This window comes from Geodermatophilus sp. SYSU D00965 (assembly GCF_054050075.1).
On record NZ_JBJGYQ010000018.1, the window covers coordinates 20,969 to 35,522 of the forward strand.

Annotated in this window: 11 protein-coding genes; 9 read left to right on the plus strand and 2 right to left on the minus strand. The window is 75.8% G+C overall.

From position 1 onward, the window contains the following. Positions 1 to 48: 48 nt before the first annotated feature. Positions 49 to 2,769, minus strand: a complete 2,721-nt coding sequence (locus tag ACI789_RS17190; RefSeq protein WP_457010584.1) for an AAA family ATPase — start codon at positions 2,767 to 2,769, stop codon at positions 49 to 51. A gap of 129 nt (positions 2,770 to 2,898) precedes the next feature. Between ACI789_RS17190 and ACI789_RS17195 the strand changes: the two genes are divergently transcribed. After that, positions 2,899 to 4,359: an MFS transporter gene (locus ACI789_RS17195; protein WP_457010585.1), complete on the plus strand. Its 1,461-nt coding sequence runs from the start codon at positions 2,899 to 2,901 to the stop codon at positions 4,357 to 4,359. Between the two features lie 271 nt (positions 4,360 to 4,630). Here ACI789_RS17195 and ACI789_RS17200 read toward each other — a convergent pair whose 3' ends face one another. Beyond that, entirely contained in the window at positions 4,631 to 4,816 is a 186-nt protein-coding gene (locus ACI789_RS17200; RefSeq protein ID WP_457010662.1) for an ANTAR domain-containing protein, read from the minus strand. A 520-nt stretch (positions 4,817 to 5,336) separates the two neighbouring features. On the opposite strand from ACI789_RS17200, the gene ACI789_RS17205 reads away from it, so the two are divergent. The 8 genes from ACI789_RS17205 (at position 5,337) to ACI789_RS17240 (ending at position 14,542) form a co-directional block, all read left to right on the plus strand. Then, complete coding sequence (locus ACI789_RS17205; protein WP_457010586.1) at positions 5,337 to 5,570, plus strand: heavy-metal-associated domain-containing protein; 234 nt, start codon at positions 5,337 to 5,339, stop codon at positions 5,568 to 5,570. Positions 5,571 to 5,669: 99 nt separating this feature from the next. Further along, complete coding sequence (locus ACI789_RS17210) at positions 5,670 to 5,804, plus strand: hypothetical protein (protein ID WP_457010587.1); 135 nt, start codon at positions 5,670 to 5,672, stop codon at positions 5,802 to 5,804. 65 nt (positions 5,805 to 5,869) lie between these two features. After that, positions 5,870 to 6,679, plus strand: coding sequence for an ABC transporter ATP-binding protein (locus ACI789_RS17215; RefSeq protein WP_457010588.1), 810 nt, complete (start codon positions 5,870 to 5,872; stop codon positions 6,677 to 6,679). Positions 6,680 to 6,684: 5 nt separating this feature from the next. Further along, a complete protein-coding gene (locus tag ACI789_RS17220) occupies positions 6,685 to 9,210 on the plus strand; it encodes an FtsX-like permease family protein (RefSeq protein WP_457010663.1) in 2,526 nt (841 codons plus the stop codon). A 94-nt stretch (positions 9,211 to 9,304) separates the two neighbouring features. Then, positions 9,305 to 9,805: an N-acetyltransferase family protein gene (locus ACI789_RS17225; protein ID WP_457010589.1), complete on the plus strand. Its 501-nt coding sequence runs from the start codon at positions 9,305 to 9,307 to the stop codon at positions 9,803 to 9,805. A gap of 137 nt (positions 9,806 to 9,942) precedes the next feature. Next, positions 9,943 to 13,209, plus strand: a complete 3,267-nt coding sequence (locus tag ACI789_RS17230; RefSeq protein WP_457010590.1) for a heavy metal translocating P-type ATPase — start codon at positions 9,943 to 9,945, stop codon at positions 13,207 to 13,209. Between the two features lie 104 nt (positions 13,210 to 13,313). After that, positions 13,314 to 13,970, plus strand: a complete 657-nt coding sequence (locus ACI789_RS17235) for a GNAT family N-acetyltransferase (RefSeq protein WP_457010591.1) — start codon at positions 13,314 to 13,316, stop codon at positions 13,968 to 13,970. Then, the gene (locus ACI789_RS17240; RefSeq protein WP_457010592.1) at positions 13,967 to 14,542 is read left to right on the plus strand and encodes a hypothetical protein; all 576 of its coding nucleotides are present in this window, start codon (positions 13,967 to 13,969) and stop codon (positions 14,540 to 14,542) included. The genes ACI789_RS17235 and ACI789_RS17240 overlap by 4 nt, the downstream gene beginning before the upstream one ends. Positions 14,543 to 14,554 lie beyond the last annotated feature (12 nt).

A 14,554-nucleotide genomic window follows, 5' to 3' on the forward strand; every position in this document is an offset into this window, starting at 1 on the left:
CCGCCAGGTTGGAGGGGCGTGAGCGCTCGACGCCGGCGCTCGGCGGGGTCAGTCGAGCGGCAGCGCGGTGAGCTCAGCGCGGGAGGCCACGCCGAGCTTGCTGAACACGTTGCGCAGGTGGAAGTCGACTGTGCGTGGCGACACGAACAGCCGGGCGGCGACGTCCCGATTCGACAGGCCCTGCCGGACCAGCCCGGCGACCTGGCGCTCCTGCGCGGTCAGCTCGGTGGTGGTGGTGGTGGTGACGTCCCGACGGCGGGCGGTCTCCCCGGAGGCGCGCAGCTCCTGCGCGGCGCGTTCGGCGAGCGGCGCCGCGCCGAGCTCCTCGAACACGGTGAGCGCGGCCCGCAGCAGATCGCGGGCGTCGACCCGCCGGCGGGCGCGCCGCAGGTGCTCGCCGAAGGCCAGCTGGGTGCGTGCCCGGTCGGGCAGCCGCGGGGAGGCGGCGTGCGCATCGAGCGCGGCGAGGAAGTGCTTCTCGGCGTCCGGGCCGTCGGCGAGCAACGCGCGGCCGTGCTCGGTGACGGCGACCGCCGAGGCGGTGGCGGTGGCCGCGGCGAACCGTTCGACCTCGGTCAGCCACGTGCGCACGACGTCGGTCCGGCCAGCGCGGACGGCGATGTCGAAGACGTCCAGGACGGCCATGCGGCGCAGCATCGGGTTCTGCACCTGCTCGAGGTGGTGCAGCGCGGTCGCGGGCCGGTCGACGCCGCGCAACGCCTGCGCCCAGTGCGCCAGATCGGTGACGAGGCTGTCGGTGATGCCGACCGGATGCGCCGCGCGGATCGCGGCGACGTCGACGAGGTGGCGGTCGGCGGCATCGTCCCCGCGCAGGGCCGCGATCACCGCCAACTGCGCGGTGGGCAGCGCGGTGAGCCCGGTCGAGCCGGTGCTGGCGGTCAGCGGAAGCGCCTCGGCGGCGGCGCCGGCGGCCTTCGTCCACGCGCCGGTCGCCACCTGGGTCTGGAACCCGCGGGTGAGGGCGTGCTCCACCATGGTGAGTGCACCGGCGCGGCGGGCGGCGGTCAACTGCTCGTCGTGCAGCCGCAGGCTGCGCTCGTCCTCGTCGATGAGCCAGGCGGCGATGCCCAGGTTGGGCTGCAGGACATGGTCACCGTCGAGCGGCTCGGCGTCGGTCAGGTCGAACGCGCGCCGAAACGACGCCGCGGCGGGAGCCCAGTCGCGGCGGCCGACGGCGGCGAACCCCTGCAGCAGCTCCCAGGCGGCCCGGCCGGTGGCCGGTGCGTCGGCGGGAGGTCCGCCGACCAGCGTGGCGGGGTCGACCGGGCGCGGGGAGCGTGCCCCGAAGGCCGACAGCGCCGCGGCGAGCATCGCCAGCGGTCGCGCGGTCGCCTCGTCGGCCTCGGCGGCGAGCTGGGCGGCCTGCAGGACGAGGTCGTAGCCCTCGTTGAGCGAGTGGGTGTTCCACTCGATCTGGCCCTGCAGCAGCAGCAGCCGCGCCCGCTGCACCGGGTCGGTGAGGTCGGCCGCGGCGGCGGCCGCCAGCCCGGCGGCCTGCGACGGATGGGCGCCGAGCCAGGCCGAGGAGGCGGCGGAGAACAGTCGCCGGCCGCGGCTCGCGCTGTCGACCGTGAGCTCGGCGGCGCGGGCCCAGGCGGCGGAGGCGGCCTCGTGGCCGCCGCGAGCGGCGGCGCGTTCGGCCACGCCGTCGAGCGCGGCGACCACCGTCTCGTCGGGCCGGTCGGCCGCGGCGGCCAGGTGCCAGGACCGCCGGTCGGGGTCGGCGCGGAGGACGTCGGCCAGCGCTCGGTGGGCAGCGCGGCGCTGGGCGCTGGTGGCCGCCCGGTACACCGCCGAGCGGACCAGCGGGTGGTACAGCGCCAGGGTGTCGCCGTCGACGCGGAGCAGCCCGCTGCGCTCGGCCGCGTCCACGGCGTCGTCGCCGATGTCCAGGCGCGCGGCGGCGTCGCGGACGACGGTCAGCCGGCCGGTGTCGTCGGCCGCGGCCAGCAGGAGGAACCGCTGGGCTGAGTCGCTGAGGCGCCGGACCCGGTCGAGGAACCCGCGCTCGACTCCGCCGGTCAGCGGGAGCGGTGTGGGCAGCGGCGCCCGGCCGGCCAGCTGGTCGCCGGTCAGGGCGGCGGCGAGTTCGCCGAGGGCGAGCGGGTTGCCGCCGGTCGCGGCCACCAGCCGGTCGCGCACCGCCGGGTCGACCTCCCCGTCGGCCCGGGCGGTCAGCAGCTCCTCGGCGTCGGCACCGGTCATGCCACCGAGGACGGCGGTGGGCAGGTCGGGCGCCTCGAAGCCGTAGGCCTCGCCGTCGCGGGCGGCGAACAGCAGCGCGACGCGCTCGGCCTGCAGCCGGCGCGCGGCGAACAGCAGCGCCGCGGCCGAGGCGTCGTCGAGCCAGTGCGCGTCGTCGACCACAACCAGCACCGGGGTCTCCTCGGCGGCGTCGGCGAGCAGGCTCAACGTGCCCAGGAAGGCCAGGAAGCGGTCGCCGTCGCCGTCGGCCTCACCCAGTGCCGCGCCCAGCGCCGCGGCCTGCCGTGCCGGGAGCGCGGCGAGGCGGGCGCGCAGCGGCCACAGCAGCCGCTGCAGCGCGGCGAACGCCAGCGGGGACTCCGATTCCACGCCCGACGTGCGCAGCACCCGCATGCCGACCGCCGCGCTGACCGCGTCGGCCAGCAACGTCGACTTGCCCGACCCTGCCACGCCGCGAACCACCAGCGAACCGCCGGTCCCGGCGCGCGCAGCGTCGAGCAGCGCAGCGATCGCCGCGCGTTCGCGGTTCCGTCCGGTCAGCACGAGCGGAACCGTACCGACCGCCGCGGACAGGTCCGGAGATCGCGATCCTGGTGGTTTCCCCGGCGTGAGCGATCCCGGGGGCGGCGAGCGTGGGAGCCAACCCCGCAGATCCCACCTCGAGGAGAAGTCATGTCGGCCCACCCCGCCGCCGAACCGGCGGCCCGCGCCCCCGAGCATCCGGACGAGCCGCGTCGGCCGTGGACGGTGTTCGCGCTGATGATCGCCGCCCAGTTCATGGTCATCCTGGACGTGTCGGTGGTGAACGTCGCGCTGCCGTCGATCAGCGAGGCGCTGCACCTGTCCGCCGGCGACTACCAGTGGGCGATCAGCGCCTACGTGCTGCTCTCCGGCGGCCTGCTGCTGCTCGGCGGCCGGATCGCCGACCTGCTCAACCGCCGCAGTGCGTTCCTCGCCGGCGTCGGCCTGTTCACCGCCGCCTCGCTGGTCAGCGGCCTGGCCCAGACCCCGCTGACGCTCATCCTGGCCCGCGGCGCGCAGGGCGCGGGTGCGGCGCTGCTCACCCCGGCCGCGCTGTCGATCATCATGACCGCGTACGCCGGCCGGCAGCGGCAGACCGCGCTGGCGGTGTGGGGCACCGTCGGCAGCCTCGGCATCGCCGCCGGGGTGCTCTTCGGCGGGGCGCTGACCAGCGCGCTGGGCTGGCGGGCGGTGTTCTTCATTAACGTGCCGATCGGCGTCGCCGTGGTCGCCGGCACCCTGCGGGCCGTGGCCCGCGGCGGCTCGCAGTCCGGCGCGCTGCGCCGGCTGGACGCCCCCGGCGCGCTGACCCTGGTGGCGGGCCTGCTGACGCTGGTGTTCGCCATCGAGGCCATCCGCTCGGCCGGGCCGACCGCGTCGCGCACCTGGCTGGCGCTGGCCGCCGCGGCGGTACTGCTGACCGGCTTCGCCCGCCTTGAGCGGCGCGCGGCCGACCCGCTCGTGCCACCGGCGACGTGGCGGATCCGGTCGCTGATCTCGGCGTCGGCAGCGATGGCCGGCGTGACCGGTGTTGTGGTCGGCGCGATCTTCCTGACCTCGCTGTACCTGCAGGCGGTCGTGGGTTCCTCGCCGGTCGTGGCCGGGCTGCAGTTCCTGCCGCTGGCCGCCGCCATCACCGCCGCGGCCGCCGCCGCTTCGAAGGCCATCGGCCGGCTCGGTGCGCGCACCCTGATCCTGGGTGGGCTGGTGGTCCTGGCCGCCGGCGTGCTGCTGCTGGCCGCGAACGCCGGCGGCACCTCCTACGCCGCCGACGTGCTGCCCGGCTTCCTGCTCGTCGGCGCCGGCGTCGGCCCGATGTTCGTCGCGATCGCCGTCGCCGCGATGAGCGACGTGCCCGCCGAGCGCTCCGGGCTGGCGTCGGGGCTGATGATGACCGGCCACGAGATCGGCGCGGCCGTCGGCGTCGCCGCGCTCACCGCGATCGCCGGCGACCTGGCCACCTCCACCGGCCTCGTCGACGGCTACGGCCGGGCCTTCACCGCCACCGCCGGCGTGCTCGGGGCCCTGTTCATCCTCACCCTGTTCGCCGTGCCCGCCGGCAAGCCCGCAGTCGGTGCGCACGCCCACGGCCACGGCGGGCACGGCCACTGAGCTCCGGGCAGCCGGGCGGTGCGGCGGGGAATCCGCCACACCGCCCGGCGCAGCGTCGGCCACTACGGCGGCCGCCTGGACACGGTCCCGGTGGACCCGGGGGGCGGCCGGCCGGCCGACGCTCCCGCCACCCGGTCCGGGCGCTCACCGCGCCGGCGCACCAGCTCGGCGGAGGCGCCGACCATCCGCTGAACTCGCAACCGACCCGCATCCACCAGGTACCGACAAGCGCGATGCACGGCCACCTGCGAGCCGGTGTGATGGTCACCCATCACACCTCACCTGCAGGGGAGATGCGGTCGAGGACGGTCAGCACGTCCGGGTGGCCGGCCACGACCATCGGGGCGAGGTCGCGGACCTTGACGTTGAGAGCCTGGCTGAGCTGGGCCAGTCGGCCGAAGGCCTGCTCGGCGGAGACCTTGTGCCGGGCCATCAGCACGCCTCTGGCCTGGTCGATGACCGCCCCGGGAGGTCAGCGCGGTCTCCAGGCTGGCCGCCAGCCGCTTGAGCGCGGCCCGCTCGGCGACCTCGCGCAGGATCGCGGCGACCGCCGCGGCGACCATCTCGCCCAGGCGGATGCTGTCGCCGGTGAACACACCGGGGCGGTCGCTGTAGATGTTCAGGACCATCCACCGCTGATCGGGCAGCTGGGCCGGCACGGCCAGCACGCTGCGCCCCCCCGTTCCTGCACGACTCCCCGCACCGCAAGCACGACCGGCGAGCCGGGAGGAACCCGGCGGTACCGCGCGATGCGGTCCCGGCGTCGCGCCTGCCGGCACGCCCGGGCACTGACCGACGCGCCCCGCTCCCGCGCGGCGCCCGCCCGGCGGTGCCCACCGCGGTGCGGTCGAGTCCACCACGCCTCCTGACCGGCTCTTCCGGTGCAGATCCCGGCGATTTCCCCGGTGAGACGCCCCTGCCCTCGCGCCGACGCTCACTCCCGACCGCACCACCACCAGCACCGTCGAGGAGCCCCCATGTTGTCCGGCACGCCCCGCACCTTCATCGGCTCGACCACCTTCTCCGTCACCGGCATGACCTGCGGGCACTGCCAGCGCGCGGTCACCGAGGAGATCGCCGCCGTCGCCGGCGTCGAGACCGTCACCGTCGACCTGGCCAGCGGCACCGTCACCGTCACCGCCGACCGCCCGGTCGACCGCGCCGACATCGCCGCCGCCGTCGACGAGGCCGGCTACGCCCTCGTGCCGTAGCCCCACGGCCCCCCGCTGCCCGGGTCGCCCACCGGCACTCCGCCCCGACGACCCGCGCACCCCGCCACCGGCTTCCCCCACCGCCGCCAGGAGCCCGCCATGACCCTCGCCCACGAGCATCTCGCCCGCTTCCGCCAGCAGGAACTGATCCGCGAGGCGCAGCACGTGCGGCTCGTCCGCTGCCTGCGACCGGCCCGGCCCTGGCGGCGCCCCCGCCCGTGCCCCTGCCCGTGACCGCCGCCGCCCGCACCACTCCGCCCGCTCGCCGCCCCGGCGACCCGCTCCCCGCAGGAGACACCATGACCGTCACCGACCCCCACTTCCCGCCGCCGCCGACCCGGCCCGTGATCGCCGCCCGCGCGGTCGACGTGGTCAAGACCTACGGCCGCGGTGAGGCCGCCGTCCGCGCCCTCGACTCGGCCAGCGTCGCCATCCCGGCGGGCGAGTTCACCGCCGTCATGGGCCCCTCCGGATCGGGCAAGTCGACCCTCATCCACGCCCTCGCCGGGCTGGACGGCATCGACTCCGGCCGCGCCTTCGTCGGCGACACCGACCTGAGCAGCCTGTCCGAGCGGGACCGCACCCTGCTGCGCCGCGAGCGGCTCGGTTTCGTGTTCCAGGCGTTCAACCTCATCCCGGCGCTGACCGCCGCGGAGAACATCGCGCTGCCGCTCACCCTGGCCGGCAAGCGGCCCGACCCGGGGTGGATGAACGAGCTCGTGCACATGCTCGGCCTGCAGACCCGGCTCGACCACCGCCCGACGCAGCTCTCCGGTGGCCAGCAGCAGCGGGTCGCCGTCGGCCGGGCGCTGATCGCCCGCCCGGAGCTGGTGTTCGCCGACGAGCCGACCGGCAACCTCGACTCCCGCGCCGGCGCCGCGCTGCTCGCGTTCCTGCGCGAGGCCACCCGCAGCTTCGGCCAGACGATCGTCATGGTCACCCACGACCCGGTGGCCGCCGCCTACGCCGACCGGGTGGTCTTCCTCGCCGACGGCCGCATCGTCGACGAGCTCACCGACCTCACCGCCGAGACCGTGCTGGCCCGCCTGGCCCACCTCGATACGTCCGGTCTCGACGTCGCCCGCCTCGACGAGCCGGTGGGGGCGTGATCGCGATGTGGCGCCTGTCCTTGTCCAACGCGCTCGCGCACCGCTCCCGGCTGGCCCTGACCTGGCTGGCCGTCGCGCTCGGCGTCGCGTTCGCGGTCGGCAGCCTGGTGCTCACCGACACCAGCACCCGGCTGCTGGACGAGCAGTTCCGCACCTCCGCCGCCGGGGTGGACCTCACCGTCCGGGACGCGGCCGCCTTCGACGCCGCAATGGGCGTCGAGGTGGCCCGCGATCCCCTGCCGGCCGACGTCGCCGACCGGATCGCCGCCGTTCCCGGCGTCGACCGGGTCCGCCCGGTCGCCGCCGGCCCCGGGCAGCTGCAGGTCCGCGGCACCGCCCTGGCACCGGCCGGGCCGACGATCCTCGGCACCTGGGCCGAGGCCCCGTTCACCGCCTACAGCCTGCGCGTCGGGCAGGCTCCGCACGGCGACGAGGTCGTCCTGGACGCCGCCACCGCCGCCGGTCACGGCATCGCCCTCGGCGACACCGTCACCGTCTCCGCGACTGCCAGCCGGCCGCTGCGCGTGGTCGGCCTGACCGGCGTGGGCGACGGCGACGGGCTGGCCAACAGCACCGTGGTGCTGGTCGACCTGGCCACCGCACAGACGCTGCTGGACATCGGCGCCGGCCTCACCTCGGTCGACGTGATCGCCGCCGACGGCGTCGCCGTGCCGGACCTGCGCGCCGACCTCGCCGCGGCACTCGGTGCGCAGTACGCCGTCACCGGCGGCCAGGACGCCGCCGCCGCCAGCGCCGACGCGGCGAAGGAGAGCATCGACTACCTGCGCATCGTGCTGCTGGCGCTGGCCGCGGCCGGGCTGGTGGTGGGGGCGTTCCTGATCGCGAACACGTTCGGCATCGTGCTCACCCAGCGGGCCCGGGAGCTGGCGCTGCTGCGCGCCGCCGGCGCCACCGGCCGGCAGGTGTTCGGCTCGGTGCTCGGCGAGGCGCTGCTCGTGGGGCTCACCGGCGCGGCCGGCGGCACCGCGGCCGGCATCGGCGCCGCGTACGCGCTGCGCGGCCTCGCCTCCGATGCCGGGCTGGCGCTGCCCGACGGTCCGCTCACGGTCACCGCCCGCACGCTCATCCTCGGCCTGGCCGCGGGCACGCTGATCACCCTGCTGGCCGCGTTCGGCCCGGCCCGCCGCGCTGCGCGCACCGCACCGGTCGAGGCGATGCGGGCCGCCGACCCGGCGCCCACCGCCCCTCGGCGGGGCCGGCTGGTCGCCGGCTGGGTCATGCTCGGCCTGGGCCTGGTGCAACTGGTCGCGGCCGCGCTGCTGCGCCACATCGTCGGCGTCGGTCTGGGCGCGGTGCTGCTGCTGGCCGCGCTGGTCGTGCTCGGCCCCGTGCTCGCGCCGCGGCTGGCGCAGGCCGTCGGCCGCCCGCTGACCGGCCTCGGCGTGCCGGGGCGGCTGGCCCGGGAGTCCACCGTGCGCAACCCGCGGCGCACCGCGGCCACCGCGATGGCCCTCGCGCTGGGCCTGGCGCTCATCTCCTTCGTCGCGGTGCTCGGCAGCTCGGTCAAGGCGATCGGCGCCGGCTCGACCGAGGCGATCACCGCCGACCTGCTCGTGCAGAGCTCCCGCGACGAGATGCTCGGCGGGCTTTCCCCGGAGGTCGCCGCCCGCGTCGCCGACCTCCCGGAGGTCGCCGCGACCTCCCCGGTCCGCTTCGGCCACTGGCTGGACGGCGGCATGACCAGCACGCTCACCGCCGTCGACCCGGCCACCCTCCCGAAGGTCGCCGACGTGCAGATGACCGCCGGCTCTCTAGCGGCGCTCGACGGCGGGGGCGTGGTGCTCGCCGACAACGTGGCCGCCGAGCGCGGCCTGGCCGTCGGCGACACGCTGGCAATGACCTTTTCCCGGCACGGCGAACAGCGGCTGCCGGTGGTCGGGCTGATGGCCGCCGACTCGGCCCGGGCGCTGTCGACCAGCTACGTCCTCTCGCTGGGCACCTACGCGCAGCACTTCAGCGAGAACGTCGACGCGACCGTCTACGTCACCCTCGCCCACGGCGTCGACCCGGGCCAGGCGCGGACGGCGCTGATGGCCGCGGTCGCGGACTTTCCCAACGCCGAGGTCCTCGACCAGGCCGAGGCCGCCGCCGGCCGCGCGGCCGCGGTGGACCAGGTGCTCGGGCTGATCACCGTGCTGCTCGGCTTCGCGGTGCTGATCGCGCTGCTGGGCATCACCAACACCCTGGCGCTGTCCATCGTCGAGCGGACCCGGGAGATCGGGCTGCTCCGGGCGGTCGGCATGACCCGGGCGCACCTGTCCTGGATGGTCCGCGCCGAGGCGGTGCTCATCGCCGCGGTCGCCGTCGTCGCCGGCGTCGCCCTCGGGCTGGGGTTGGCCGCGGCCACCCTCGCCGGGCTGGCCGCGGACAATCCCCTGGTCGTCGAGGTCCCCGTCGGGCAGCTGGTGATCATCGTGGTCGCCGCGGTGCTCGCCGGGCTAGCCGCCGGCCTGTTGCCCGCCCGCCGCGCCGCCCGGCTCGACGTGCTCACCGCCATCGCCACCCAGTGACCGGTCGCGCCGGCCCGCCACCGGGCGGGCCGGCGCGCCAGTCGGTGCCCTCACCCCCGTCCGCCGGCGACCGCCCTCCCGACCAGGAGCTGCCATGCCCGACGCCCTCACGACCGCCGACACCGCCGCGGTGAGGATCCGCCGGGCCACCCCGGCCGACGCCACCGACGTCGCCGCGATGGTGGCCGAGATCGCCGCGCACGAGAACCAAGCCGCGCACGTACACGTGCCCGACACCCAGTGGCACGGACTGCTCGAGCGGCCCGAGGTGATCGTGCTGCTCGCCGAGCGCGACGGCACCGCCGTCGGCTACGTCTCCGCGATCCGGCAGCTGCACCTGTGGACCGGCGGCGACGTACTCAACCTCGACGACCTCTACGTCCGACCCGGGCACCGCGACGCCGGCGTCGGCCGGCAGCTGATGGCCGCCCTCGCCCGCCACGCCGCCCCCGAACAGCTGCTCATCCGCTGGGGCATGGAGGCCGACAACGTCGACGCGCAGCGGTTCTACCGCCGCCTCGGCGCCACCCTGCGGCCCAAGATCCTCGCCGCCTGGCCGCCCGCCGCCTACGCCGACCTGGCCGGCGGCAGCTGACCCGACCAGCCCCGCGCACGCCACCGGGCCGGCCACCGGGCCGACCGATCCCGGCGATTTCCCCGGTCCGAGCCCGCCCACCACCACCAACGATCGAGCCGTAGCCCAACCCGACGCCGGCCCATCAGGAGACCCCGATGACGACCACCGCACCGGCCACCGCGACCGCGGCGACCGAGGCCACCGCCAGCTGCACCCTCGCCATCGGCGGCATGACCTGCGCCTCCTGCGTCGGCCGGGTGGAGAAGGCCCTCAACCGGGTGGCCGGCGTCACCGGCGCGCAGGTGAACCTGACCACCGAGGCCGCCACCGTCCGCTTCGACCCCGCCCAGGTCGGCGTGGAGGAGCTGACCGCCGCCGTGGCCCGCGCCGGCTACACCGCCACCCCGCGCCGCGAGACCCGGCCTACCGCCGAGCGGCCCGGCACCGGCGCCGACGCGACCGGCGAGGACCGGGACGGCGAGGCGCACCTGACCGCCCTGAAGCGCAGGTGGCAGCTCACCCTCGCCACCGGCCTCGGCCTGATGGGCCTGATGTACGTGCCGCTGTACCTGGACACGATGGACTGGCTGATGCCGGCGATCCTCGTGGTCGCCACCGTCGTGCAGTTCTGGGCCGGGCGCGACGTCTACCGCGCGGCGTGGACCGCCGCCCGGCACCGCTCGACGAACATGAACACCCTCGTGGCGCTGGGCACCGGCGTCGCCTACGGCTACAGCGCCTTCGTCACGCTCTGGCCCGCGGCGGCCGAGCGGTGGGGCCTGCCGCTGCACGTGTACTTCGAGACCTCGCTGGTCATCCTCGCCCTGGTCCTCGCCGGCCGGTGGATGGAGGCCCGCGCCAAGAAGGCCACCGCCGCGGCGATCACCGCCCTGGTCGGCCTGGCCCCGAAGACCGCGCGCGTGCTGCGGAACGGCACCGAGACCGACGTGCCGGTCGAGCAGGTCACAGTCGGCGACCTCGTCCGGGTCCGGCCGGGCGAGAAGGTCCCGGTCGACGGGGTCGTCACCGACGGGGCGACCGCCGTGGACGAGAGCATGCTGACCGGCGAGAGCCTGCCGGTCGACAAGACCGTCGGCGACACCGTCATTGGCGCCACCCTCAACCGGACCGGCACCGTGGTGCTGCGGGCCACCGCCGTCGGCGCCGACACCGCGCTGGCGCAGATCGTCCGCCTGGTGGAGGACGCGCAGGGCGCGAAGGTGCCGATGCAGCGCCTCGCCGACCGGGTCTCGGCGTGGTTCGTGCCGATCGTCCTCGGCCTGGCCGCCGCCACCTTCGCCGCCTGGGCCCTTCTCGGGCCGGACACCGGCCGGCTGACGATGGCGATCACCACCACGATCGCGGTGCTGATCATCGCCTGCCCCTGCGCGCTCGGGCTGGCCACCCCGACCGCGGTCATGGTCGGCACCGGCCGCGCCGCGGAGCTGGGCATCCTCATCGGCAACGGCGACGCGCTGGAGACCGCCCGCCGGGTCACCGCCGTCGTGCTGGACAAGACCGGCACCCTCACCCGCGGCAAGCCGGCCCTCATCGGCATCACCACCGCCGGCGGCTGGACCGAGGACGACGTCCTGGCGCTCGTCGCGGCCGCGGAGACCGGCAGCGAGCACCCGGTCGGTGCGGCGCTCGTCGCCGCCGCCCGCGCCCGCTCCCTCGACCTGCCGCCGCTGCGCTCCTTCGACGCGGTCCCGGGCCACGGCATCGACGCCGTCGTCGCCGAGCGGCAGGTGCTGGTCGGCAACGCCGCCCTGATGACCGCCCGCGGCGTCGACGTCGGGGCGCTCGAGGAGACTGCGGCGGCCGAGGCCGCGGCCGGCCGCACCCCGATGTTTGTCGCCGTCGACGGAGTCCCGGCCGCGGTGCTCTCGGTCGCCGACACGGTCAAGCCCGAGTCCGCCGAGGCCGTCGCCCAGCTGCAGGCGCTGGGCCTGCAGGTGTGGATGCTCACCGGCGACAACGCCGCCACCGCCGCCACGATCGCCGAGCAGGTCGGCATCGAGCACGTGCTCGCCGAGGTGCTGCCCGCGGACAAGGCAGCGCAGGTCCGCCGCCTGCAGGAGCAGGGGCACGTCGTCGCCTTCTGCGGTGACGGCATCAACGACGCCGCCGCCCTCAGCGCGGCCGACGTGGGCATCGCGATCGGCACCGGCGCCGACGTCGCCATCGCCGCCTCCGACATCACCCTCGTCGGCGGCGACCTGCGCGGCATCGTTGCGGCGATCGCGCTGTCCCGGCGCACCGTCGCGACGATGAAGCAGGGCCTGGGCTGGGCGTTCGGCTACAACGTGCTGCTGATCCCGGTCGCGGCCGGCGCGCTGTACTGGTGGAACGGCCTCCTGCTGGACCCGGTGCTCGCCTCGGCGGCGATGGCGATGAGCTCGGTCAGCGTCGTCACCAACGCGCTGCGGCTGCGCCGCTTCCGCCGGCCGGCCACCGCCGCGGAGATCCTGTCCCCGCCGCTGCGCGCCCGGATCGGCTCCTACGCCTACCTCACCGGCGTGGCGGTGGTCGCCCTTGCCCTCGGCGCAGGGCTGACCGCCGTGTCGCGGATGGACTTCGCCGAGCGCGGCATGAACGGCCAGCTGGCCTGGATGCAGGGCACCGGCATGCCGATGCGTCCGGCGATGAGCGAGATGATGACCGCCGAGGTGCCGCCCACCGACGCCACCGACGCCGGCGTGGACGTCCGCCTCGACCCGCCCGCCGACGTGCGCCCCGGGCAGCCGACCCGGCTGGTCGCCACCGTCGTCGACAGCACCACCGGCGACCCGGTCGAGGACCTCACCCGTAGCCACGAGGCCTGGATGCACCTGATCGCCACCCGGGAGGACCTGGGCACCTTCGCCCACGTCCACCCCCAGCCCACCGGCGCACCCGGGCAGCTGGCCGTGGAGATCACGTTCCCGACCGCCGGCCGGTACATCGTCAACACCGAGTTCCGCCGGCAGGGCGAGATGAGCGACCTTCACTCCCGGCAGGTGATCACCGTGGCCGGCGCCGCGCCGGTTCCGGTGGCCCTTGCGGCCGGGCCGCGGAGCGTGGTGGTCGACGGGATCCGCGTCGAGCTTGAGGGCGACGCCGAGGCTGGCGGCGTGAGCGACCTGCACTTCACCTTCACCGACAACGCCACTGGCCGGCCGGTCGACGACCTGCAGCCCTACCTCGCCGCCGCCGGCCACGTCGTGATCATGCGGGCCGACGGGCAGACCTTCGCCCACGAGCACGCCGAGGTCACCGACGCGTCCGGCCGCCCGGTGTTCGCCCTGCCGGGCCAGACCTTCGGCCCGGAGCTCGACGTGCACGCCGAGTTCGCCACCGCCGGGACGTACCAGCTGTGGGCCCAGTTCCGGCTCGGGGACGGCGACGTGATCACGGTGCCGTTCACCATCGAGGCCACCTGACCGCGGGACCGGCGGCCCCGCACGCTGCGATCGGTATGCGGGGGCCGCCGCTCGACCACCGGATCCACCGGCCGTAGCCGTCCCCGAGAACGACCGAGGAAAGAATGAGACTGCATGTGCGCGCGGCGGCGCTCGATGACGTCCCGGCCGCCGCCGAGGTGCTCGCCGACGCCTTCGCCGACTACCCGTGGACCCGGTGGACGGTCGACGCCGACGGCCACGGCGATCGGCTACGGGCGCTGCACCACCTCTACCTGACCGCCGTCGCAGTGCCCTTCGGCCACGTCGAAATCGGGAAGGTGGGGCAGGACGTCGTGGGTGTCGCCGTCTGGCTGCCCAGCACCGGGGTCCCCGACGAGGTGTGGGCGCAGGTCGGCCCGGCCGCCGCCGAGCTGGCCGGGCGCCGGGCGGCAGCCGCCGCCGAGGCCGAGGAGGAGCTCGTCGGCCGCCGCCTGGGTGAGCCGCACCTGACCCTGGCCAGCCTGGGCGTCGTGCAGCACCAGCGAGGGCGGGGTCTCGGTGCCACGCTGCTGGCGCCCGGGCTCGATCACGCCGACCGGGACGGACTGCCGGTGTTCCTCGAGACGAGCGCCGAGCGGAACGTGCGGTTCTACCGCCGCCTCGGCTTCACGGTGACCGACGTCGTCGACCTGCCCCGCGGCGGCCCGCGCACGTGGTTGATGCTCCGCAAGCCTGGGCCGCCGGCCGCTGACCGGAGGGCGACCGCGGCGGTCGAGCGCCGGTTGGAGAGCGCCCGATGAACCCGGTCCTAGTCGCGCTGATCGTGGCCTGCGAGGTCGGGTTCTGGTGCATGCTCGGCGCCGGCCTGGTCGCCCGGTACGTGATGCACTTGCCTCGCACGAGCGCAGTCCTCCTGGCCGGCGCCCCGGTCCTCGACCTCGTCCTCCTGATCGCGTCCGTCCTGGACCTCCGCGCGGGAAGCACGGCCGGCGCCGCCCACGGTCTGGCCGCCGCCTACATCGGCTTCTCCGTGGCGTTCGGCTCCACCACCCTGCGATGGGCCGACCAGCGCTTCGCCCACCGCTTCGCCGATGGCCCGCCACCCGAGCGTCCTCCCCGCTACGGGCAGGCCCGCGCCCGACACGAGTGGCGACTGTGGGCCAGGGCGCTGCTGGGCTGGACGGTGACCAGCGGCCTGCTCGGGCTGGCAATCCTCGCTGTCGACGATCCGGGGTGCACCGCGCACCTGACCGGGTGGATCAAGGGCCTCACAGCCGGCCTGCTGATCTGGGCGCTGGCCTGGCCGCTGCCCTACACGCTCTGGCCGAAGAACCCGCCAACTGCCGCGCCGCGCCCCGCCGAGAACACCTGATCACCCCGGCCC